We start from the raw sequence: 22,979 nt of genomic DNA, 5'->3' as shown, positions 1-22,979 counted from the left end.
AAGTAAAAATAATATAAAAAAGTAAAAAAAGTATCATGTTTAGGAGATAAAACTGGTGATATTATATAAATGAGGTTCGGGTCCCAAAGTCATGCTTTTTCATGCAAGCATGAAACGCAGGACCTTTTGACCCTGGTATCATATAAATAACAAAAGGAAGTAAAAAGAAGAGGAGGAAGTAAAGTATGAAAAGATGGAAAGGTATTTTGTCACTAGTTCTTGTGTCTGCAGTATCACTTTCGGGTTGTTTTATGAAGAAGGAGAGTCCTTCGACGCAAGAGACAGATAATGGAAGCTCAGGAGTATCTGCAGAGGCGAAGGAGGTAAAAGATTTAACAGAAGAAGAAAAAACAAAAAAGTATGATCCTGCAATAACACTATCTTTTAATAAAGAAGAGGTGGTTACAGATTATCCAGATGGGCAGGATGCTGAGAATAACGACATGTATAAAATGTGGGAAGATGTTATGGGTATAAAGGTGAAAAATAAAATATTGACTCCACCTGCTTCCATGACAGAGAAAATGCAGTTAGCCATATCAAGTAACGATATTCCTGATTTTGGAATTGTTGATAATACAATGCTTGCATCGCTTGTGAAAAATGACATGGTAGAAGATATGACGAATATTTATGACTCCTGGGCTACTAATGTTTTAAAAAACATATCAGAACAGAGTGATAAAATACTATTTGAACCCACGACCTATGACGGAAAATGTATGGCAATTCCCGTTGTCAACTCCCTTGGAGATACTTATCCGATTCTTTATATAAGAAAAGACTGGATGGATGCCCTGAATCTGAGTGAGCCGAAAACAATGGATGATGTTTTCGATATGGCAATGAAGTTTACCCAAGAAGATCCGGACGGAAATGGTAAGGATGATACATATGGATTGTATATGGACAAAGATTTAACCGGTCTTGATTATATTATGGCCTCCTATGGCGCATATACAAATGATGATTTCTGGATAGAAGGGAAGGATGGAGAATTCAAAGCCGGTTGTACAGACGAGAAAGCAAAAAAACCGTTAGAAAACTTGCAGAAATTATATAAGGCAGGCGGCATCGATAAGGAATTCGCAGTTAAGGAGCCACAGAAGGCCTTAGAAGGAGTGGCAGCTGGAAAGATAGGAATTTATGTAGGACTGTTTTTTAATCCTCTGGGCGAGATGAAGGACTGTGTGGCTAATATAGAAGGAGCAGACTGGGCTGCGGTGAAGATGCCGGCAGAAAAGGAGGGCGAAGATTATCTTCCAGGTGTTAAGCCGAATGTATATGGTTATATGTATGCCAAAAAAGGGATCGAGCATCCGGAGGCAGTTGTAGTAATGCTGAACCATCTTGCAGACCGATATGCATCGGAGTATGCAGAAAAAAGCTATTCAACCTTTGGAGATAAATATAATGAATTGGCGGCAAAAGATGAGATCAGGACATCAGGACCGAATAATTTGATGCCTTTTCAAATGGCTACAAATATAAATTGGGGCGAGAAATTCACAGAGGCCCTTGATGCTGGGGAAAAGCATGTCGAAGGAAAGGATGAAGATTATCAAAATGTATTGAATACAGATCTTCCTCCCGAAATGCAGTGGGCATGGAAAAAGGTTTATCTTGATGCATATCTTAAGATTGATTTTGATCATGTGAAATACAGTGATTACACGGGTGCACCAACCGAGACAGCAACAAAAACCGCGTCAATATTAAAGACACAGAAACTAAAAGACTTTGTATCAATTATCATGGGCGAAGATATTGATTATTTTGATAAATTTGTAAAAACATACAATGACATCGGCGCCAGTCAGATTTGCAAAGAAATAGAAGAGACGAAAAATAAATAATAGTGGGTACCGGAGAGATAATTAACTTTTTCTCTCCGGTAAAAACCAAAAGAGGTATGAAAATGCAATCAAAAAAAAGCAAAAATTGGCAGCTGCATATGATGATTTTACCGGGAATTATCTTGATTATCATATTTAAGTATTTACCGCTTTCAGGAATTACAATCGCATTTAAAGATTTTTTACCCAGTAAGGGTATAATGGGATCAAAATGGACTGGGTTGGATAATTTTAAATATATGTTTGCGTTACCGGATACTGCACGGATTTTATGGAATACACTGCGGATTGCAGTACTAAAGATATTATTTAATTTCCCAATCCCAATTATTGTAGCTATCTTATTAAACGAGGTAAGGAACAGGTTTTTTAAGAGAACAGTACAGACAATTATTTATCTTCCGTATTTCATATCCTGGGTTATTCTCTCGGGTATCATATTGGATATTTTTTCGCAATCGGGTATCATTAATAATTTTTTATCCGTCCTTGGCGGAAAGCCTGTTTTCTTTTTGGGAAAAGGTGGTCCTTTTAATGGATTACTGGTGGGCTCCGACGTATGGAAGAATTTTGGATATGGCACGGTTGTTTATCTGGCAGCGATTACCGGTGTGGATGAATCATTATATGAATCAGCAAAAATTGACGGTGCTAACAGGCTACAACAAATCATAAACATCACGCTGCCGGGTATCGCGCCAATTGCAATGCTGATGATGATACTAAATCTCGGGAATGTGTTAAATGCAGGGTTTGAACAGGTATTTAACCTTTATAATCCTTTGGTTTATGACAGTGCTGACATTATTGATACTTTTGTTTACAGGATCTCACTTGTAGAAGCCAATTATAGTCTGGGGACAGCAGTGGGACTGCTAAAATCTGTTGTGAGTTTTATCCTTATTGTTCTAAGTTATAAACTGGCCAATAAGTATTCGGATTATACAATCTTTTGAGGAGGATAAGATGAAAAATAATGTTAAATATCAGAATCACAGGGTCAGTGTATTCCGGATCATAAATACTCTTTTCTTATCGTTACTCATGGTGATGTGTTTATTTCCGATTGTTCATATTCTGGCCATATCGTTAAGTAATCAAGCGGCGGTTTCAGCAAATAAAGTCTTGTTCTGGCCGGTTGGATTTACCTTTGCTTCCTATAAAGTAGTCGCTAAAAGAGCCGCATTCTGGCGTTCCTTTGGCATATCGATTGAACGGGTAATAATTGGAGTCTTGGTCAATACGATCCTTACTTTGCTGATGGCTTATCCTCTTTCGAAAACGGAAGAACAATTCAAAGCGAGAAAATATTATGTTTGGATTCTTATTTTTGCAATGATATTTGATGGTGGTCTTGTGCCGAACTATTTATTGGTAAAAAAGATGGGATTGTTTGATACAATGATGGCACTTATCCTACCGATGTCTGTTCCTATCTACAATGTAATACTTGCGATGAATTTTATGAAACAGCTGCCGTATACCATTGAGGAAGCGGCAATGATGGATGGAGCATCTTATTTTCAAAGGTTTTTAAGAATAATCTTACCACTCTCGAAGCCGATGATAGCAACAATCACACTTTTTAGTTTTTTGACACATTGGAATTCCTGGTTCGACGGGAAAATATATATGAACAATTCCGCGAATTATCCGCTGCAGACATATTTGCAGGCATTGATTACAAAAACGACATTAACGAATGCCGCGGATGCGATTGAACAAGCGCTGTCGAATGCCAAGACACTTCAGGCAGCACAACTTTTTTTAACATTGCTTCCAATCCTCGTAATATATCCATTTCTTCAGAAGTATTTTACCAAGGGATTGACTGTGGGAGCTGTTAAGGGTTAGGCGCGTCCAAAAAAGCGGTAAGTGTATGATTATTACCAATAGTATCAGAGGAGAGCAGATATGGGAAACAGACTAAAGCAGGTATTGGCGGGGAATATTAATGAGGGTTATATAATTCCATTTTTCTGGCAGACGGGTAATAAAGAAGAGGACATTATTAACTATATTGATGCTATGTATCATTCGGGAATCAAATCATTCTGTGTAGAGGCAAGACCTCACCCGGATTTTTTGGGCGAGCAGTGGTGGAGAGATATGGATTTGATTCTAAAAGAAGCGGAAACAAGAGATATGAGAGTCTGGCTGTTGGATGATTCGCACTTTCCAACAGGATACATGAATGGAGAAGTTAAGCTGCATAAAGGCGCAGAGAAATGGTTTCTTACACATTACAATATAGATGTGGAAGGCCCACTTGAAGGGGCATCGTTCTTTGTTCACCTGGAGAAGGATGAGCGAATTTGGGGAGCAGTACTCGCAAAGAGAGTAGACAAACAACGCGGGGATTTGTCTCAGGCGATGGATCTTAGTAATTATATTTCTGAGGATAGGATCTATGTTGATATCCCTCCGGGACACTTTAGCATCAGTATAATTAAAGTATCTAGCCACTGTGCAGGGAGACCTGATTATATAAACATGGTGGACAAAAAAGCAATCAGGCTTTTTATAGATACGATATATGAACCACATTATCAGCATTATAAACGGTTTTTTGGGAATACGTTTGCGGGATTTTTTTCAGATGAACCGCAGATGGGAAATGGTGATTTTGAAAGGTACGGTCTAGATGCGGGAATCGGACGCTCGGACATGCCCCTGCCCTGGTGTCAGGAACTAGATGATTTACTTCTAAAAAAATGGGGTGAGAACTATGCAGTCAGATGTCTGGCGTTGTGGCATGAGATAGATGAAATCAGCCCGGAAGCCAGAGTGGATTATATGAATATCCTGACACGTTTATATCAAAAAAACTTTTCCGATCAGATAGGAAGGTGGTGTCATCTACATGGTGTCGAATATATCGGACATGTGATTGAGGATCAAGGCTGTCATACGAAACTCGGATTGGGAACGGGACATTTTTTCAGGGCTTTATCAGGTCAGGATATGGCGGGAATTGATGTTGTCCTTCAGCAGATCCGTCCCGGGTTTGACGATATGTCATTTTATAGGATTGGGGGACAGGAGTTTTATGATGGCACCTTCTTTCATTATGGGTTGGGAAAGCTCGGCGCTTCAGAAGGCCACCAGGACCCCAAAAAACACGGCAGAACGATTTGTGAAATCTTTGGTGCGTACGGATGGGGAGAAGGTTTAAAGCTGATGAAATGGCTTGCGGATCATATGATGGTTCGGGGGATTAATTATTTTATTCCTCATGCGTTTAGTATGGGTGAATTTCCGGATCCAGATTGCCCTCCTCACTTCTATGCAAGGGGAAATAATCCTCAGTTTCAGTATTTTAAATACTTGATCCGCTATATGAATCGAGTCTGTCACTTGATCAATGGAGGCGTTCATGTTCCGGTAGCGGCGGTACTTTACCATGCACAAGCCCAATGGGCTTCTGGACAATATGGAAAGATTCAGCCATTCGAGACAGTGGGGAAGATGCTCATGCAGGCTCAGATCGATTATGAAATAGTACCGATGGATAGGTTATATGATTGCGAAATCCACGATAAAAAACTTCATCTTGCCATGGAGGAATGTGATTGTTTGATCATTCCTGAGAGTGAGTATCTGCCGGATGAATTTTTAACATGGTGTGAGCAGGCGAAAATAAAAGGATTACCAATTATATTTATGAATCGTTTTCCAAAAGCACTCTCATCCGGGAAAACGTTATTAAACGCCACCTTTCAGGAAAGTACATCATTAATGTCAATAAAAGATCTCATTTCATATATGAGAAAACATAGATTTTTCGATATTTTCGTTGAAAGTCCATTACCTCATCTGAGATATTACCATTACAGGCAGAAAGAAGGGGATTATTACTTATTTTTTAACGAATCTGTGGCTGAGACTATAAATACCAAAGTGCAGTTTTCGGGTTCGATCGGTAACATCTACTTATATGATGCTTTTAATAATATGTTGACAGCTCCTGAGGCTTGTGACAACTGGTTTCGATTAATGTTAGAACCAGGCGAGGCAGCCATTGCATGTGTAGATGTTATAGATGATCAGGAATTGTGTGGTGCTCAGACAATTCAACTGAAAAGAGAACACATTGCGGAAACCATGGATATTTCAGATGGATTCAGGCTTAGCACGTTGCTTTCAGATGGAAGCAGATATAAAGAAACTGTTGAATTGGAAGTTTTGTCTGATATTACAAGGAAAAAGGGATTTGAAAAATTTTCAGGTGTTATGGAGTATGAAAAAACAGTGAATGTTGAACATCCGGGGAAATGGATTCTGGATCTTGGTAATGTTTATGAGAGTGTAGAGATATGGATCAACGGGAAATCTGTGGGAGTAAGAATCGCACCATCTTATCAGTTTGTTGTGTCAGATCATCTGATAGCAGGAGAAAATCGTATCAAGGTCAGGGTTGTCAATACATTAGCACATCAAATAGCAGATGAGTTTTCGATGACGATGCCGTTGGAGCCTTCGGGATTACTTGGCCCTGTTCAATTGAGGAGATATATATGAATTATTTTTCAAGTCTTGAAAGTATGTCAAAAAAATATGATAAAATAAGTAGAGCCTATGCACTGCGAGATGATAGCACGGAGATATTTTCAAAATGGCAGAGGGAGACACGGAAGAAACTGATTCGTTTAATTGGACTTGAAGGATGTGGGAAATCCAGCCTGAATGCAAAGATGAGGTGGAAGGAAAAACGAGAGGGATACTGGAAGGAATCCTGGATGATACAGACAGAACCAGAGATATATATGCCGTTTTATATCCTTAAACCGATTGACGTACAGAATATTCCGGATAGTCCGGCACTTATTATTCCACATGGGCATGGTACGAATGGCAAGGAAGGGATGGTCACAGAAGATCCACCTGGTTTTGCAGTCTCCTTCGCAAGAAAAGGATATTGTGTCTTTTGCCCTGATGGCAGAGGGGATGGAGAACGCAGGGAATTTCCGCAGCAGGAGGATTCGGAGAATAGACAATTATTAAATTCTCACAGGGAAATTCAGCAGATGGCTTTGGGGTTTGGGCAATGTTATCTTGGCCTTATGATTTGGGACCTGATGAGACTGCTTGACTTTATCGATAGCTTATCATATGTTGATCACAATCGGATCGGGTGTGCGGGTATGTCCGGTGGCGGTCAGTTAACGATATGGCTGGCGGCCTTAGATGAAAGAGTACAGGCTGCCGCAACGAGTGGCTATTTTTATGGAATGAAAGAATCCCTGTTGGAACTTCCACAAAATTGTTCCTGCAACTATGTTCCCGGTTTATGGGGAGCGGTAGATATGGGTGATATTGGAGCTCTTATATGCCCAAGACCATTATGGATTGAATCAGGGGAAAAGGATCCTTTGAATGGAAAACACGGTATGAAAAATGTTTATTCCCAGGTTCAGATAACGAGAAGAGCATATAAATTATCAGACCAGGAAGATCGATTAAAGCATGTCGTTCACTCAGGAGCGCATGAATGGAGGGGCCAGGGCCTGATAGACTTTTTTGATGATTTTTTAAAAGACGGGAGGTTATAATTTGAATTACAAGAATGGAAAAGTATCAGATGTACAAATCGCGTATATTGGCGGGGGTTCAAGAGGATGGGCCTGGACTTTTATGACGGACCTTGCGCTGGATCCGTATATGAGCGGCACCATCCGGCTTTATGATATTGATGAGAAAGCAGCCAAAGCCAATGAGACAATTGGCAATCATATTTCCGAAAGAGATCAGGCAGTCGGGAAATGGGAATATGAGACATATACAGATCTGCAGAAAGCGCTTACCGGAGTGGATTTTGTTGTGATATCTATTCTTCCCGGCACTTTTGATGAGATGGCAGTGGATGTACATATGCCGGAGCGTCTGGGAGTATATCAGTCTGTAGGTGATACGGCAGGTCCGGGAGGAATCATGCGTGCACTCCGTACGATTCCCATGTTTGTAGAGTTTGCAGGGGCGATCAGGGACTATGCGCCGGATGCCTGGGTGATCAACTATACGAATCCCATGAGTCTATGTGTGAAGACCTTGTATCACGTATATCCGAAAATCAAGGCATTCGGATGCTGCCATGAAGTATTTGGAACGCAGAAGGTGCTGAAAGGAATCGCAGAGGAGACCCTTGGAATCGAAGGAATTGATCGGAGAGATATTCACATCAATGTGCTTGGAATTAACCATTTTACATGGTTCGATTATGCGTCTTATAAGGGCTATGATCTCTTTCCGATTTATAGGAACTATATTGATGAGCATTTCGAAGAAGGCTACAATGAACCGGATAAAAACTGGGCAAACAGTACATTTTCCTGTGCTCACCGGGTGAAATTCGATCTGTTCAGGCGTTATGGACTTATTGCAGCGGCTGGAGACCGACACTTGGCAGAGTTTATGCCGGGAGATGAGTATCTGAAAGATCCTGAGACGGTGAAAAGCTGGAAGTTTGGGCTCACGACTGTCGACTGGAGAAAAGAAGATCTGAAGAAACGTCTGGCGAAGAGTCATAAACTGGTAAGTGGCGAGGAAGAAGTAGAGTTGAAGCCGACTGGGGAAGAGGGAATTCTTTTGATCAAGTCCCTTTGTGGTCTTGAACGGACGGTGAGTAATGTGAATATTCCAAATACAGCAAAACAGATTGAAAATCTGCCGGCAGATGCGATTGTTGAGACCAATGCGGTTTTCGAGAGAGAGGCAATCCGACCGGTTGCTGCGGGGGCATTGCCAGAAGATGTGAGAAGGCTGATTATGCCACATCTTGAGAATCATGAAACAACAATAAAGGCAGCCCTCACCTGTGATAGGAATCTGGTTGTCGACGCATATATGAATGATCCGCTGGTAAAGGGGAAACAGTGCAAAAGAGAAGAAGTGTCCAAGCTTGTGGATGATATGATTCAGGGAACAATCAAATATCTTCCGGATGGATGGAAATGATGGTTATATTCTTAGATGCTGATGGGTTAATGTATCGTCATATATGCAGCAGATAATCATGGGGGTGGTGATTGTTGCTGTACTTGTTGATAAGAAGCGCAGGTAGACAGATTGAGTGATCAGATTGCTATGTATATTTGAGTATTGTATATTAGGAAGAATAATATCTGGAATAATATTTTTTTTGGGAGCATGCACTTTTGAAGTGGATGCTCCTTTTTAGAAAGAGTTACAGCAACTTGGACAATTCCAATGTTTTGATACTGCTATTGGTTTGGTCAAATATATAAGTACTTATGTATTTGAATCCTTTTTAAAATTTCTGAATATGCAATGCTCCAGCATTTCATGTACTGATTTTTCGATGATCCATTTCAAAATTTGTAAGAAAAATTTCCATATTAATTTTAAGAGGCCTTTGGCTAGTAGATTGAACATTATTTTTAATAATAACTTCATTAAATGCCCTATTGGAGTTTTAACGAGTATGAATGCTGCAAATGAAATCGTCAAGACGAGCCATATGCAATAACTGGTTTTATGTTCCTTCTGTTTTTTGATTCCCATAATAATTTCCTCCTTTATAGTTAAGATGCTTAATATTTGGGAATTCAATTATTTTTGGACAGATAGTACCATCCATTGTAAAAGAAACACTTGATAAGAAGCCTGATGCATTACTTTGTTTTCCGGCAGGTATGACTGTTGTTAAGACATGCGAAATGCTCAAGGAAATGCAGGAAAATCAAGAGATTGAATAGATCAGTTTATTTTCGGAAATGGGCACATAGATCTTATGCTCCTTGGAATGGGCATGAATGGATATTTGGGACTTAATGAACAATTCTTCGGCTATATCCTGTAAGGATAATTACTCTGTATAATGTTTATATAAATATTGATTGAGTTGGCGGGTGATGCCCTTTTGGGTATTGCCTTTAATTTGTTTTGCAGATATACTTTCAAATAGGGTATCAACAAATATGTGTAGTTCTGCAGATTCGGCAGTTCGCGGGGGCCGCATTAACAGGAAGAAATACCGTAGTGCATACGGGAACAATATAATCTAGCTTGTGGTAGGCGAAATTTGTTATTACTGATGATTATAGACAAAGTAACAATTAACGGAACAGAATCTAGAGACCCTATGGAACATTCTAAGGTAATACTTTCAGCTGGAGAGTATGAGATTATAGCAGCCGAATGAAGGTGGTAGTTGTATTTTCATAAAAAGACCAAAATATATTGTAGTAGAGAGGAGTCATTATTATGTATCAATTTCCTATCGGTGTTATGCTGGATTCTTTCAGATTAGAAACTGGCGAAGCAATTAAAAAAGCAGTAGAGGTAGGAGCAAAAGGACTGCAAATGTATGCGACATCTGGCGAATATGCTCCCAGGAATATGAATTCAGAAAAGAGAAAAGAACTGTTAGATATGGTAAAATCTAGCGGTCTGTCGTTTTCTGCACTGTGTGGAGACCTGGGACAGGGCTTTGGAAACAAAGAAAAAAATCATGTTCTGATTGAGAAGTCCAAAAGAATCCTGGATTTGGCCAAAGACCTGGAGACAGATGTAGTGACCACACATATCGGCGTTGTTCCAGATGACAGCAGTAACGAACGTTATAAAATCATGCAGGAAGCATGCTTTGAGATGAGCCGTTATGCAGACCAGATGCATGCACATTTCGCGATTGAAACCGGGCCGGAACCTGCCGTAAGACTCAAAGGGTTTCTTGACGCACTTCACTCAACAGGTGTTGCGGTCAATTATGACCCTGCAAATCTGATTATGGTAACCGGCGATGATCCAGTCAAGGGTGTTTACATTCTGAAGGATTATATTGTACATACCCATGCCAAGGATGGCAGACAGCTATTCAAAAAAGATCCGGAGATCGTTTATGGAGTCGTGGAAGAAAAAGTCAAGACAGATCCGTCGTTTGTCGAGCTTCCGCTTGGAGAAGGTGATGTGGATTTCGATTCTTATCTCGCAGCACTGGAGGATATTGGATATCAAGGCTTCCTGACGATCGAGCGTGAAATCGGCGATAATCCGACGGAAGATATCCGGCATGCAGTTGTATTTTTAGAAGAGAAGATCCAGGGGAGGAGCAGAAGATGACAGACAAGAAATTAAAGATTGGAATTATTGGAACCGGCAGTATCTCGGAATCACATATGAAGGCTTATAAAAACAATCCCGGGGTAGAATTATACGCCTTTTGCGATCTTTCAGAATCACGTGCCTGCGAAAAATCGGAAAGATATGGTGTGAAACATATTTTTACTGATGCAGGTGAAATGCTGAAACTTCCGGAAATTGATGCGGTCAGCATCTGCACTTGGAATGAACAGCATGCACCTTGCGCAATTGCCGCATTAAATGCCGGCAAACATGTACTTTGTGAAAAGCCCACTGCCATGTCTGCGAAAGAGGCGAAAGCCATGAAGGAAGCAGCAGAGAAAAATGATAAACTGTTGATGATTGGTTTTGTCCGCCGACATGGGAATGACTGTGATATCTTACAAGACCTGATCAAATCCGGATATTTAGGGGAGTTATATTACGCAAAGGCAACTTACCTTCGAAAATATGGAAGTCCCGGCGGATGGTTCGGGGAGAAAGAACTGTCTGGAGGCGGTCCCCTGATTGATCTGGGCGTTCATGTAATTGATCTCGCGAAATACCTAATGGGGAATCCCAGACCAATTTCCGTATATGGTGTGACATTTAATAAACTCGGCGACCGCCGAAACATTAAGGGAAAGAAAATATACAGATCTGAAAGTGCGATGGATTACGATGTTTTCAATGTGGAAGATCTGGCCTCTGCCATGATCCGGTTTGATAATGGAGCTGTTTTGTCTGTGGAAACCAGCTATAGCCTGCATACGAAAAAAGACGAAGCAAAAATTGAGTTGTTCGGTACCAGGGGCGGTGCAAAGCTAGATCCCGACCTTGAGGTCTACAGCGAGATCAACGATTATATGATGGATATGACACCGGACGCAGATACCGCATTCAATTTCGATGAGGCATTTCAGAAGGAAATTGATCATTTTGTGGATTGTATGACGAAAGACATCCCCTGTAAAGCCACAGCACAGGACGGGATAGAGATCATGAAAATCCTGGATGCCATCTATCAATCGGCCGAAACAGGACATGAAGTGATCGTGAAATACGCCACGTTTAAAAAGAGAAGTTCAATATATTTGTGATCCATTGAAAGATCTCAGAGATACTTCGTTGACTCTGTGTTCTCTGAGATCTGACATAAACTGTGATGCAAGAGATCTTTTACACCATTAGAATGGCTGCTTCATCCTGTAATATTTGTACCACTTCGGAGACTGGAACTTGAGCGGGAAGAATGTCTTTTTGAACTGCCAGTGCCGCACAGACACCGCTGCTCTGACCGATAGCCATACATGTAGGCATCACACGCATGCTGGCCAGTGCAGATGAATCCATTGAAATACATCGTCCATTTAGCATTAAATTTCCGTAATCACTACTTATCAGACATTTAAGTGGAATACCATATGGTTCTTCTAACTCTTTTAAAATTGTACTATTTCCGGTTCCACTATGAATATCTATTTTATACGAGCCCAGTGCAATTGTATCATTGGGGATACTGCCAGAAATCACATCCTCAATTGTTAAACGCTTTAATCCATGGAAACGTCGAGTTTCTCTTGCACCGATAGTAGTGTTTATATGAGAGATATAGGTTCTATCAAACCCGGGAATATATTGCTTTAAAAAGGCATGAATTTCTTTGATTTGAAGCATTGCTTCTGCCATCCCACGTGTTATATCCTCGGGTTGACTGCCATCGTAATTCAATATACGAGTCGAATTAACACAAATTTGACCAGGGTGTGTTGTTTTGATATAAATTAGAGTATCGCGTTTTAAAGGAGATATGCCCAGCTTGGCAAATCGAGAGAGCGTGTCGCGCAATCCTAGAAAAACATATCCCGGATGACTTCGAAAATAAGGCAGATCATAGCCTTTGGATACCTGCATACTTTCAGATGCAACCAAATCCTTAGGGTGTTGCTCTAAATAATGGAAGAATTCATCTTCATTAAAACCAGTAAGCATAAAAAGGAGAGAAGGTGGCTGTAAGACACCGGTTTTTTCTTGCCCTTTTTCCATAGCAGCGCCGCTTAAGTAGGCTACATCGCCATCACCAGTGGAATCAATATATAGTTTAGCTTTAATTTTATAGTTATGTCCCTTGCCATTGACAAAAACACATTCAATATTCTTATCCTTGGTTTTTGTTTTTACTGCAGCGCAGGCTAATAAAAGTCTGACATTGGCTTCTCGACACATATCAAAAAGTAAAATTTTAGTTTTTTCTGGATCAATAATAGTGACGGAGTTATGTAATGCACAGCGATTGTGTCCAAGGCAGGCATTCTGTTCCGTTAAACGGTCAATTATTTCCTGAGCAATTCCGCCAACTACCTGCTGTCCCTGTTTGTCTAGGAAACCAAGTAAAGGCAATCCGGAAATAAGATTTCCACCGAGACATTCGGATTTCTCAATTAGCAGAACATCAGAACCATTACGTGCTGCAGCCAAAGCAGCAACAATACCAGAAGGTCCGGCACCAAACACAGCAATGTCGCAAAATAATTCTTGCATTTCATGTTTATATTCCATTTCAAATTCCTTTCATATAAATAACAGTTGCATATGATTTACATCAATTTACACAACGATCAATAATTGAGTCGCGCGAGATTAAAGTAGGCTCTAGCTGCATGTGCACCAAACTGGAATTTGGTTTATGAATACGGTTTAAAAGAGCGTTACAGGCGATTTCACCCATAATATCTTTATGTGAATCTATCACTGTGTATGGGATCGCAGTATGCTCCGAAATTACTGAGCGTTCATAACCAATCAACGATATATCTTCCGGTATGCGAATCCCCTTTTGAAGAGCAAATTGAAGGATTCCAGCTGTGATTCCATCACTTCCACCGAAGATTGCGTCTGGTCGATAACCATTCGTCCATATTTCTGAAATTGTCTGGTAAGCCTCTAGTGAGGAATAGCCAGAATAGAGTGTTTTCGCAGTGACGCCAGTTCTCACATCCTTTAGTGCCAATTGAAGACCGTCTAGCTTCTTCTGTGAGTTATTGCTACTACGAGGACCGTTTACAAATAAAATTTTCTTATGCCCGGTATGGACTAACTTTTTTCCGGCAATGAAGCCAACTTTAGTCAAGTCTGGAGAAACTGAATCTATTTCCTTGTGTTCTCTTCCTATTAAAACAGCTGGCATTCCACTGGATTTAAGCCTTTCGATAAAGTCTGGCTGATAAAGTCCGCCAATTATAAAAACACCATCAACTCGTCCGCTGGTAATTAAGTCCGGCAATGATTTCTCATTCGTTGAAAAGCGTTCACTAAGTAATGCATAATCTGTATTACGCAAGGTTTTATCTATACCAATATTAACATCATATAATAATGTTTCCGGCACGGAGGTAAACTCATCTGGTGAGTGAACTAGATCCGATGTAAGGAAAATAATTCCTAGGATATGATTTCTTTTTGTTGTCAGGCCGCGAGCAGCAAAATTTGGAACATAGCCCAGCTTATTTATAGCATCACGAACCTTATATTGGGTTTCGAGTTTCACGGCAGATGAATTGTTAATTACCAGTGATACAGTACTTTTCGAGACACCTGCTTCTTTAGCAACATCCAGTATTGTTATCTTGTTTGTCATAATAGTACCTCATAATATATTAAACCGTTCCAATAGAGAAATAATAACTCATCTCTAAAAATTTGTCAATAGATAAATCAGTAGTAAAAAAAACATGCAAAATATAGATAAAATGTTTAATAAAGTCGAGAAATAAAAGATATGATTATATAAAATAAAAAAGATTAAAATTATATTGACAATATTTATGCCATGTATTACTATCAATAATATATTAAACCGTTCCAAAAAGTAAAGATGAAAGGAAGAATATATATGCATAGTTATCGGACGAGAGACAATACCTATATTGATTTAGTCCTGAAAAAAGGAGTAAGAGCTAAATGCGGGATTTCGAACCCTTGATTTCAGCTGCGTTGAACTGTTTTCTACTTATACAGAGCTAAATGGTGATGATTGGGAGAAACAACTTGAAAAAATTGATGCTTTTGCTGAAAGTTTGCAAATTCAATTCACTCAAGGGCATGTTCCTTACAGTCCTGGTTATATGCCATCATTCAAAAATGATGAACAGCGTCAAGAGTTTTTTAAGATGAAAAAAATTGGCTATACAGGTGATTTTACATATGAGGTCTATGGATTAACAAAAAATATGCCGGAAAATATGAAAGATTTTGCCGCCACATATGCTCATACAGTGGGGAACCAATGTCTTTCATTATATAACAGCCTACAAGTGTAAAAAAGAAAGAGGTATTACAAATTGATTTTTTGAAAGGAGAGAGTTTAAATGGCACTACCAAAAACAATGAAAGCACTTGTTGCTTACAGTAAGGATAGTTATAAACTTGAAAGGGAGTTTCTAGTTCCGACTTGTGGACCGGATGATATTATTATAAAAACAGAGGCATGTGGTATATGCGCTGGTGATTTAAAATGTTATCATGGTGCCGCAATGTTTTGGGGAGATGAATCACAGCCGGAATGGGTTAAACCTCCATTTATTCCAGGACACGAGTTTCTTGGTCGTGTGGTTGAAACAGGAGATAACGTAACAGAATATAAATATGGTGACCGTATTACCGCTGATCAAATTGTGCCTTGTGGAAAATGTAGGTTCTGCAGGAATGGTCATTACTGGATGTGTCAGCCTCACAATACGTTTGGTTTTCAGTCTGACAATAACGGGGGTATGGCTGAATATGTACGATATCCAAAAACGGCTGTCATTTCTCGTGTGCCAGAAGATATGGCATTGGAGAAAGCTCTATTAATTGAACCTTATGGCTGTTCCAAACACGCAGTTGATCGGGCGCAGATCCAATGTGATGATGTAGTTGTTATTTCCGGATCAGGAACATTAGGATTAGGAATGGTTACGTATGCTCGAATGAAAAATCCAAGGAAATTAATAGTTCTTGATATGAAGGATGATCGTCTTGAAAAAGCTAAAGAGTTTGGAGCAGATATTGTAATGAATCCTGGAAAGGAAAATGTAGTAAAAAATACCCTTGATTTGACTGATGGTTATGGCTGTGATATTTATATTGAAGCAACGGGACACCCATCCAGTGTTAAACAAGGCTTGAGCATGATTCGAAAGTTAGGTCGTTTTGTAGAGTTTAGTGTATTTGGAGAAGAGACAAAGGTCGACTGGTCAATTATTGGTGATCGTAAGGAATTGGATGTGCTCGGATCTCATCTAAGCCCATATTGCTTTCCGTTCGTCATTGATAATATCGAAAATGGAAACCTAAAAACTGACGGGGTTGTTACACATATGTTTGACCTTGACGATTGGGAAGAAGCTTTTGAGCTTGCCTCAGGAAAAAAAGGAGATTTAAAAGTAGCATTTAAATTCTAACTATCTAGCAGCACAATTGAAAAAGCGGCAGTGGAAAATTTGGAAAGCTATTGGGGCATTATTGATTTTTGAACTACTGGCACTCAAATGGCATCCTTTGAGGAAAATGATCATTTGATATGTATTTGTACAGAAAGGGCAAGCTAAAGCTTAAATGAATAAATAAATAAAAATAATATTGTCAGCCTTAACACTTTTGACGATCAACTTCTGATATTAAGTACAGACCTTAAAAGTGAACGGCATGGTATCTGTATTTGTACCATGCCTGGACCTGTGATGTAATTCATACATGTATCACATTCATATGTTTCAAAAGTTCGGGTTCCCGCTGCCTGATATGGGTTTCAAGTGTACCCCGGTCAATTAATGCGGGTACCACGCTTTGCCTGGAAATACAAAATCCGGCTGCATAAGTTGCGATTTTTACCGATTCCTCCAAAGTATACCCCTCTATAAGGTAGGAGGCCAATGCAGAGATAAAGGCATCGGCTCCCCCGGTGGTATCTACGGAAACGAAATCGGCCGCCGGGAAGTATTTTTCAATTCCTTCGGCTTTTAGATAACAGCCTTTAGAGCCTAGTGTAATAATAACAGTTCTGGCACCATTCTGAAAAAAGTATGCTGCCTGTTCTTCGATTGTCTGATATTGCGGGCAGAGGACAGAGGCCTCTTTTCGGTTTGGCACCAGAATATCTATGTTTTTCATCAATTCTTCCGGAACTGTTTTCAATGCAGCCGGTTTCAGTATATTTTGTGCCCCATATTTTTTGGCGGTCTTTGCTGCCTCACTTATAACGGGCAGACTAAGCTCTGAGGAAAGCAGGCAGTATCCGGCATTACGGAAGAGATGCTGCCTGTTTTGAATGTTTTCGGGAGACAGATTGCCATTTGCACCGGAGAGAATGGTTATGGCACTTTCCCCGTCGTTCTCCAGATAGATATAAGCCCTGCCGGTCTGTGATTTTAAATCCCGATGAATCCCTTGCGTGAGAACGTGTTCCTTTTCGAGTGTCTCATAAATCAATGATGAGTCAGCGTCATTTCCCACTTCCCCAATTAAAGAGACTTCACGTCCGAGCTTGGAGACTCCCACAGCCTGATTTGCGCCCTTACCGCCCAGAGTAGTAGCGGTGCTTAAAATCCGCGTGGTTTTTCCGGACTGAGGGAGCATGTCCACATTAAAGGTACAGTCCATATTAATGGTTCCTACGACAACTATCTTCTTTGAACGGAGGTAAGAAGGAGTACTTATACTGGCCTCGCTGTCAAAATTACTCGCAGCATGAAAAAGATAGGCAGATTCTCCGTCCTGGATTTTTTCACACTTCTTAATCAATTCACTGCATACATAGTATCCGAATTCCCGATAGGGTATCTTCAGGCTGGAGATATTGGGATAAGAGATTGCCTCCCGCACGTCATCCTTTAAACTTACCAATGATAAATCAGAGGGAACATAATGGTGCAGCCTGCTCATCTGTTCAAAAAGCATCAGAGATGAAGCATAGTGGGAGCTGACAATTCCTGTTATGTGATACGTGGCAAGTTTTTGCATATAGTCAGGGTCTGAAATATAAAGCCGCATGCTGTCCATATAAGGTAATTGATGATCAAAAAGGCATTTTTTAAAGCCCTTTGCTACTAACTGAGAGCGCCGGCTTTTTTCTTTCAGAAGACAGGCGATTTTTGTGTGCTTGTGTTCCAGAAGCTTTTGTGTTAATTCATAGCCCATCTGTGCAAAATCAATGTTATAAGAAGGAAAGGTATCAGGACCGCCTATGTAACAGACAGGGATGTTCTGATCCAGAAAATAATGCTCATGCTGCTTGCTGCTGCCCTCCACAGGTTCCCAAATCAATCCATCCACCCGGTTCTTTATAAGAGAAGTAATGTGTTTTAACTCTGTTTCTGTGCTGCTTTTGCTGTCAAAAAGCAGAATGTTATATCCGTGCTCCTGTGCAGACTGGAGAATACCGGTAAGCATCAGGCTTGTCTGGGAAGCTGTGCGAAGAAGTACTCCCAGCAGAAAGGTTTTGGCATTGGAAAGGTCTTTTACCATACCATATGGAGTGTAATTATATTCTTTCACAATCTTTAAAACTCGGTTACGTGTCTCCGAATTGATATTCTGATCTTTATTGTTAATGATTTTAGAAACCGTTGAAATTGATACTCCGGCCAGGCTTGCGATTTCTTTTATTGTCATGATGTATCCTCTTTCTGTTTTTTTACATTATGAAGGATTTTCAGAGGTTTGTCAATAGAATTGTCTGCTGCATATGGTAAATATGAATAGGAAAACTATTGAAAAAATAGTTGTATTTAACAAAGATTTATTTTAATATTGACATTATAAAAAAATAGAATTAATATTATGTTAAAGAAAATGATTTCGGAAAATATTTTATTGAAAGATAGGAGGAAAAAGTATGTGGGAGAAGTATCATCTGAATACAGGTGCTTTGTTAAAACGGTTAGAAAAACCGAGGGGCGTGGTTGACGTTGTAATTGATACAGATACATACAATGAAATCGATGATCAGTTTGCATTAGCCTATTTGCTTAAGTCAGACGAAAAGTTAAGATTACAGGCAATCTATGCAGCGCCCTTTTTCAATCACCATTCAAAAAGTCCGGAAGATGGCATGGAAAAAAGTTTTGAAGAGATTCATAAGGTATTAGGATTGTTGAAGAAAGAAGAATATAAGAAAGTGGTCTTCAAAGGTTCCAGAACGTATTTGCAAAATGAGAAGGAAGCCGTGGAATCATCGGCCGCCAGGAATTTGGTGAAGCTAGCATTAGAACGTGATGATAACGACCCGCTGTATGTAATTGCAATTGGTGCAATTACCAATATAGCATCTGCTATTTTGATGGAGCCTTCAATTATTAGGAAAATTGTTGTAATTTGGCTTGGAGGGAATGCATTGGACTGGCATGACAATAAAGAATTCAATGCCCTCCAGGACGTGGCGGCTGCAAGAGTAATATTTGAATGTGGAGTGCCACTAGTTCTTCTTCCTTGTATGGGAGTTGTATCTTCATTTACTACTACAGGTCCTGAATTGAACTTTTGGCTGAAAGGTAAAAATGAGCTTTGCGATTATCTGGTTGAGAATACCGTCCAGGAAGCCTTTTTGGTTGGCCAGGGTAAGTGCTGGAGTCGGGCAATCTGGGATGTCACCGCTGTTGCATGGCTAATAGATGAATCATTTATGGAAGAACGTCTTGAGCATAGTCCGATTCCAGAATATGATCACAAATGGGGCATTGATAAGACGCGCCATTTTATAAAATATGTATATGCAATTCATAGAGATGCATTATATATGGATCTCTTTGAAAAATTATCAAAATGACAATTTAAATAGGGAGGAAATCAGATGAAAAGCAGGAAAATGGTAGCATGGTTGTTAATCAGTATGATGGCAGGAAGTTTGTTAAATGGATGTGGCAAAAACTCTGAAGGTGGAAACTCTCCGGGTAAAGAGCAGGAAACAGGAAAAAGCAATTCCGACAGCATATCTAAAACAGAGGGCAGTAGTGCAACAGAGAATTCAGACAAACCCTTTGCGGGACAGGAAATTACCTGGACGGATACTGGCGCAGGTGCTTGGGAAGAAAATGTGGAACCAATTGTAGCAAAGTTTGAAGAAGAGACTGGTGCGAAGGTTAATATGGAACTTTATTCTCATTCCGATTATCTGCAGATGTTACAGGTAAAGTTGGAATCTGGCTCAGATGATTATGATGTAATAGGGATAGATGTTCCTCTGGTAGCCTCCTACGCTGTAAAAGACTGGGTGGCTTCTATGGATGAGTACTTTACTGATGAGGAAAAGAAAATGTTCAACGATTCAGCTTATGAAGCAGGAAGCTGGGATGGCGTTTTTTATGCACCGGCGATGAATAGCTCGTCTCAGCTTTTGTGGTACAATAATGCACTATTAAAAGAGGCTGGAATTGAGATACCAGAAAGTACGACGGAAAACCGTCTGACGTGGGAACAGGTGACCAATTATGCCAAACAGACGCTGGATAAGGTCGATCCGGATGGTTCGAAAGGAATATCAGGAATCACATTTGCTCAGGTTAGCCGTACATATCAGATGAACCAGATTCCAAACAGTCTGGGAGGTAAGAATATAGGGGATGATGGTTATACAGCTGAGGGGGTGATTAACGATAAGGCCTGGATTGATGGTGCAAATTGGTATCAGGGACTCTTTAATGATAAGATTTCCTTAAAAGGAATCACGGCGGATGATGCAGCAGATTTCTTCCTTGCAGGTAAAATCGTCTTCATTGTAGATGGAACCTGGCTGGCAAATCGTTGCGATAAGGGGGAAATGAAAGACTATGCATATGCTCCTGTACCTGCTTTTGAGGGGCATGAAAGTGAAGTAGGGACCCCTACTGGAAGCTGGCATTTTGGAATACCAAAGAATGCAAAAAATAAAGAGCTTGCAGCTGAATTCATCAAATTTATGTCTATCGGTGAAGGCAATTCAATGTGGCTTGAGGCAGATGGAGATGTTCCTGCTACAGTTGCGGGCGTGGAAACGATGATGAATAGCGATAAGGCTCCGGAATATATGAAAATTGCAGCATATGAGTCTGCTAACACAGCTGTACCAAGGGCGATGACCCCCGGATATACGGAGTACGACACCGTTATTCAGAATACTTGGGAGGACATCAAAAATGGATCTGATGTTTCGGACTCGCTGAACAATGCAGCAAGCAAAATTGAAAAGGTAATGGAAAAGTATAATAAGTAAACAGTTTACAGGTAATTGTATGGGCGGGTATGTACATATTATGCCAGAGTTCCTTACAATTACCTGTCTTATAAGAATGGATGGAGGAACCTTATGTTACATTTATCAAAAAAAATGCGATTTCTTCCTTATGTGTTGATTGCTCCGGCGTTTCTTCTGATTTGTATTTTTAAATTATATCCAATTGTTGAGACTGCTATAGAAAGTTTTTTTGTAGATAATAGTTTTACGTTTGATACATACAAATCACTTTTTTTAGATTCTTCCTTTTGGAATTCACTTTGGGTTACATTGAAAATTAATATTGTTATGATACCTTTACAGGTATGCTTGGCATTTATTGTTGCACTTTTGGTAAGTTCAACTGTAAAAGGAATAGGAATCTTTCGGACTGTTTTCTACCTTCCGGTTACGATTTCGATTACGGTTGGATGTTTAGTCTGGAATATCATGTTGAATCCTGATAGTGGTGTCGTGAATAGCTTTTTGAATCTGTTGGGAATCCCCTCACAGGATTTCTTTATCAGTAAATCTCAGGCTTTATGGTGTATTGTGCTTGTAGCTACATGGAAAGGCGTGGGGTATTGGATGATGTTTATCCTCGCAGGATTGAAGAACATTGATGTTGCTATATATGAATCTGCGAAAATCGATGGTGCAGGATGGTTTACAACAATTTGGAGGATTACAATTCCCTTGATTAAAAAGGTTCTTTTGTTTGTGTTTGTGGCCAATACGACCGCTAATATTCTGCTGTTTGTACCCATGCAGGTGATTACAAATGGTGGGCCTCAAGAGAGCACAAATGTCTTAATGTTTGAAGCATATCAGTCAGCATTTCAGTATGGAGACAGAGGCAGATCTTCAGCAATTGTCATGGTACTTTTATTATTGATTGTATGCATTTGCCTTTTTCAGGCTACTTTGTTGAACGAAAATGATAAATCTGAGAAAGTGAGAATAAAATGATGACGAGAAAAACAAAAAAGACACTTTCCCATATTGTTTTATATAGTGTGCTGATTTTAATTGCAGTACTCACATTATTTCCGCTTCTTTGGGGAGTATCAGCCTCTCTTAGGGATGATTCTGAATTATATACGTATGTCATGCCATTTTCCATACATACTTTGATTCCGGTAAAGTGGACGGTAAAGTCTTATGTAGATCTGTTTACTGTCTATGGGTTTCTAAAACCGGTACTCAATACAGTGCTTGTCACGGCAATCTCTATTGCGTTTGGATGCGTCCTTAATTCAGTGGCTGCTTTTGCATTCGCAATGTTTGACTTTAGGTTCAAAAAACCGCTGTTTTCTCTGGTACTTATTTCGTTTATGATACCTTTTGAGGCGATTGCACTTCCGCTTTATCGGGTTGCAGATAAAATGAAGATGGTCGATACGTTTCAGGGAATGATCCTGCCCAGTATTGCCAGTGGTCTGGTTCTATTCTTATTTGTACAGTTTTTTAAAGATATTCCTGCTGAATTACTGGATGCTGCACGAATAGATGGAGCTAATATCGGGAAAATATATAGCAGCATTTTAATTCCATTATCAAAGCCAGTTTTTATTACTGCTGGATTGATGATTTTTATGGATCAATGGAATTCATATCTTTGGCCGCTGCTTATTGCTCGCTCTAAAGATATCAGAACCATTCAAATTGCACTCACTGCGTTTAATACAGAACATAGTACCGCATGGTCGGCACTTTATGCAGGCTCCATGTTCTCGGCATTGATACCACTGCTTCTATTTCTTCCGCTGCAGAAATATTTTGTTCAGGGAATTACTAGCAGCGGAGTTAAGGGCTGA

Annotated in this window: 18 protein-coding genes; 14 read left to right on the top strand and 4 right to left on the bottom strand. The window is 39.9% G+C overall.

Annotated elements, in window-relative coordinates:
• Positions 1 to 185 precede the first annotated feature (185 nt).
• The 6 genes from INP51_RS12330 (at position 186) to INP51_RS12305 (ending at position 8,810) form a co-directional block, all read left to right on the top strand.
• A complete protein-coding gene (locus tag INP51_RS12330) occupies positions 186 to 1,856 on the top strand; it encodes a type 2 periplasmic-binding domain-containing protein (RefSeq protein WP_193735143.1) in 1,671 nt (556 codons plus the stop codon).
• A 62-nt stretch (positions 1,857 to 1,918) separates the two neighbouring features.
• The gene (locus tag INP51_RS12325; protein ID WP_193735142.1) at positions 1,919 to 2,812 is read left to right on the top strand and encodes an ABC transporter permease; all 894 of its coding nucleotides are present in this window, start codon (positions 1,919 to 1,921) and stop codon (positions 2,810 to 2,812) included.
• A 10-nt stretch (positions 2,813 to 2,822) separates the two neighbouring features.
• Positions 2,823 to 3,710, top strand: a complete 888-nt coding sequence (locus INP51_RS12320; protein ID WP_193735141.1) for a carbohydrate ABC transporter permease — start codon at positions 2,823 to 2,825, stop codon at positions 3,708 to 3,710.
• Positions 3,711 to 3,770: 60 nt separating this feature from the next.
• Positions 3,771 to 6,377, top strand: coding sequence for a hypothetical protein (locus INP51_RS12315; protein WP_193735140.1), 2,607 nt, complete (start codon positions 3,771 to 3,773; stop codon positions 6,375 to 6,377).
• Positions 6,374 to 7,408: an alpha/beta hydrolase family protein gene (locus INP51_RS12310; protein WP_193735139.1), complete on the top strand. Its 1,035-nt coding sequence runs from the start codon at positions 6,374 to 6,376 to the stop codon at positions 7,406 to 7,408. Before INP51_RS12315 ends, INP51_RS12310 begins: the two co-directional genes overlap by 4 nt.
• A 1-nt stretch (position 7,409) precedes the next feature.
• Positions 7,410 to 8,810: an alpha-glucosidase/alpha-galactosidase gene (locus INP51_RS12305; protein ID WP_193735138.1), complete on the top strand. Its 1,401-nt coding sequence runs from the start codon at positions 7,410 to 7,412 to the stop codon at positions 8,808 to 8,810.
• Between the two features lie 294 nt (positions 8,811 to 9,104).
• Here the strand turns inward: INP51_RS12305 and INP51_RS12300 are convergent, their stop codons facing one another.
• Positions 9,105 to 9,377, bottom strand: coding sequence for a hypothetical protein (locus INP51_RS12300; protein ID WP_193735137.1), 273 nt, complete (start codon positions 9,375 to 9,377; stop codon positions 9,105 to 9,107).
• 702 nt (positions 9,378 to 10,079) lie between these two features.
• Here INP51_RS12300 and INP51_RS12295 point away from each other — a divergent pair.
• Together INP51_RS12295 and INP51_RS12290 are read left to right on the top strand one after the other, a co-directional pair.
• Positions 10,080 to 10,937: a sugar phosphate isomerase/epimerase family protein gene (locus INP51_RS12295; RefSeq protein WP_193735136.1), complete on the top strand. Its 858-nt coding sequence runs from the start codon at positions 10,080 to 10,082 to the stop codon at positions 10,935 to 10,937.
• Positions 10,934 to 12,037 carry a Gfo/Idh/MocA family protein gene (locus INP51_RS12290; RefSeq protein WP_193735135.1) on the top strand — a complete coding sequence of 368 codons (1,104 nt, stop codon included), beginning with the start codon at positions 10,934 to 10,936 and terminating at the stop codon, positions 12,035 to 12,037. The genes INP51_RS12295 and INP51_RS12290 overlap by 4 nt, the downstream gene beginning before the upstream one ends.
• A 79-nt stretch (positions 12,038 to 12,116) precedes the next feature.
• On the opposite strand, the gene INP51_RS12285 is transcribed toward INP51_RS12290, so the two are convergent.
• On the bottom strand, positions 12,117 to 13,496 hold the full coding sequence (locus INP51_RS12285) for an FAD-dependent oxidoreductase (protein WP_230406792.1): 1,380 nt from the start codon (positions 13,494 to 13,496) through the stop codon (positions 12,117 to 12,119).
• 43 nt (positions 13,497 to 13,539) lie between these two features.
• Positions 13,540 to 14,574, bottom strand: a complete 1,035-nt coding sequence (locus INP51_RS12280) for a LacI family DNA-binding transcriptional regulator (RefSeq protein ID WP_193735134.1) — start codon at positions 14,572 to 14,574, stop codon at positions 13,540 to 13,542.
• A 439-nt stretch (positions 14,575 to 15,013) separates the two neighbouring features.
• Between INP51_RS12280 and INP51_RS12275 the strand changes: the two genes are divergently transcribed.
• On the top strand, positions 15,014 to 15,256 hold the full coding sequence (locus INP51_RS12275) for a hypothetical protein (protein ID WP_193735133.1): 243 nt from the start codon (positions 15,014 to 15,016) through the stop codon (positions 15,254 to 15,256).
• Positions 15,257 to 15,304: 48 nt separating this feature from the next.
• Positions 15,305 to 16,378 carry an alcohol dehydrogenase catalytic domain-containing protein gene (locus INP51_RS12270; RefSeq protein ID WP_193735132.1) on the top strand — a complete coding sequence of 358 codons (1,074 nt, stop codon included), beginning with the start codon at positions 15,305 to 15,307 and terminating at the stop codon, positions 16,376 to 16,378.
• 286 nt (positions 16,379 to 16,664) lie between these two features.
• Here INP51_RS12270 and INP51_RS12265 read toward each other — a convergent pair whose 3' ends face one another.
• The gene (locus tag INP51_RS12265) at positions 16,665 to 18,587 is read right to left on the bottom strand and encodes a PfkB family carbohydrate kinase (protein WP_193735131.1); all 1,923 of its coding nucleotides are present in this window, start codon (positions 18,585 to 18,587) and stop codon (positions 16,665 to 16,667) included.
• A 223-nt stretch (positions 18,588 to 18,810) separates the two neighbouring features.
• On the opposite strand from INP51_RS12265, the gene INP51_RS12260 reads away from it, so the two are divergent.
• The 4 genes from INP51_RS12260 to INP51_RS12245 all read left to right on the top strand — a co-directional run bounded on the left by INP51_RS12260 (position 18,811) and on the right by INP51_RS12245 (position 22,979).
• Positions 18,811 to 19,740, top strand: a complete 930-nt coding sequence (locus tag INP51_RS12260) for a nucleoside hydrolase (protein ID WP_193735130.1) — start codon at positions 18,811 to 18,813, stop codon at positions 19,738 to 19,740.
• 24 nt (positions 19,741 to 19,764) lie between these two features.
• Positions 19,765 to 21,162: an ABC transporter substrate-binding protein gene (locus tag INP51_RS12255; RefSeq protein WP_193735129.1), complete on the top strand. Its 1,398-nt coding sequence runs from the start codon at positions 19,765 to 19,767 to the stop codon at positions 21,160 to 21,162.
• Between the two features lie 93 nt (positions 21,163 to 21,255).
• The gene (locus INP51_RS12250) at positions 21,256 to 22,131 is read left to right on the top strand and encodes a carbohydrate ABC transporter permease (RefSeq protein ID WP_193735128.1); all 876 of its coding nucleotides are present in this window, start codon (positions 21,256 to 21,258) and stop codon (positions 22,129 to 22,131) included.
• The gene (locus tag INP51_RS12245; RefSeq protein WP_230406791.1) at positions 22,128 to 22,979 is read left to right on the top strand and encodes a carbohydrate ABC transporter permease; all 852 of its coding nucleotides are present in this window, start codon (positions 22,128 to 22,130) and stop codon (positions 22,977 to 22,979) included. The genes INP51_RS12250 and INP51_RS12245 overlap by 4 nt, the downstream gene beginning before the upstream one ends.

The sequence above is a fragment of the Blautia liquoris genome (genome assembly GCF_015159595.1).
In the GTDB taxonomy this organism is placed as follows: domain Bacteria; phylum Bacillota; class Clostridia; order Lachnospirales; family Lachnospiraceae; genus Novisyntrophococcus; species Novisyntrophococcus liquoris.
Note: the sequence above shows the minus strand (reverse complement) of the source record. Positions and strands in the feature narration are given on the sequence as shown.

Excerpts from the sequence above, each read along its gene's own strand:
- INP51_RS12300 (WP_193735137.1), bottom strand. The coding sequence starts at position 9,377 with ATGGGAATCAAAAAACAGAAGGAACATAAAACCAGTTATTGCATATGG.
- INP51_RS12290 (WP_193735135.1), top strand. The coding sequence starts at position 10,934 with ATGACAGACAAGAAATTAAAGATTGGAATTATTGGAACCGGCAGTATC.
- INP51_RS12265 (WP_193735131.1), bottom strand. The coding sequence starts at position 18,587 with ATGACAATAAAAGAAATCGCAAGCCTGGCCGGAGTATCAATTTCAACG.
- INP51_RS12270 (WP_193735132.1), top strand. The coding sequence starts at position 15,305 with ATGGCACTACCAAAAACAATGAAAGCACTTGTTGCTTACAGTAAGGAT.
- INP51_RS12285 (WP_230406792.1), bottom strand. The coding sequence starts at position 13,496 with ATGGAATATAAACATGAAATGCAAGAATTATTTTGCGACATTGCTGTG.
- INP51_RS12255 (WP_193735129.1), top strand. The coding sequence starts at position 19,765 with ATGAAAAGCAGGAAAATGGTAGCATGGTTGTTAATCAGTATGATGGCA.
- INP51_RS12315 (WP_193735140.1), top strand. The coding sequence starts at position 3,771 with ATGGGAAACAGACTAAAGCAGGTATTGGCGGGGAATATTAATGAGGGT.
- INP51_RS12250 (WP_193735128.1), top strand. The coding sequence starts at position 21,256 with ATGTTACATTTATCAAAAAAAATGCGATTTCTTCCTTATGTGTTGATT.
- INP51_RS12260 (WP_193735130.1), top strand. The coding sequence starts at position 18,811 with ATGTGGGAGAAGTATCATCTGAATACAGGTGCTTTGTTAAAACGGTTA.
- INP51_RS12245 (WP_230406791.1), top strand. The coding sequence starts at position 22,128 with ATGATGACGAGAAAAACAAAAAAGACACTTTCCCATATTGTTTTATAT.
- INP51_RS12325 (WP_193735142.1), top strand. The coding sequence starts at position 1,919 with ATGCAATCAAAAAAAAGCAAAAATTGGCAGCTGCATATGATGATTTTA.
- INP51_RS12310 (WP_193735139.1), top strand. The coding sequence starts at position 6,374 with ATGAATTATTTTTCAAGTCTTGAAAGTATGTCAAAAAAATATGATAAA.
- INP51_RS12330 (WP_193735143.1), top strand. The coding sequence starts at position 186 with ATGAAAAGATGGAAAGGTATTTTGTCACTAGTTCTTGTGTCTGCAGTA.
- INP51_RS12320 (WP_193735141.1), top strand. The coding sequence starts at position 2,823 with ATGAAAAATAATGTTAAATATCAGAATCACAGGGTCAGTGTATTCCGG.
- INP51_RS12280 (WP_193735134.1), bottom strand. The coding sequence starts at position 14,574 with ATGACAAACAAGATAACAATACTGGATGTTGCTAAAGAAGCAGGTGTC.
- INP51_RS12295 (WP_193735136.1), top strand. The coding sequence starts at position 10,080 with ATGTATCAATTTCCTATCGGTGTTATGCTGGATTCTTTCAGATTAGAA.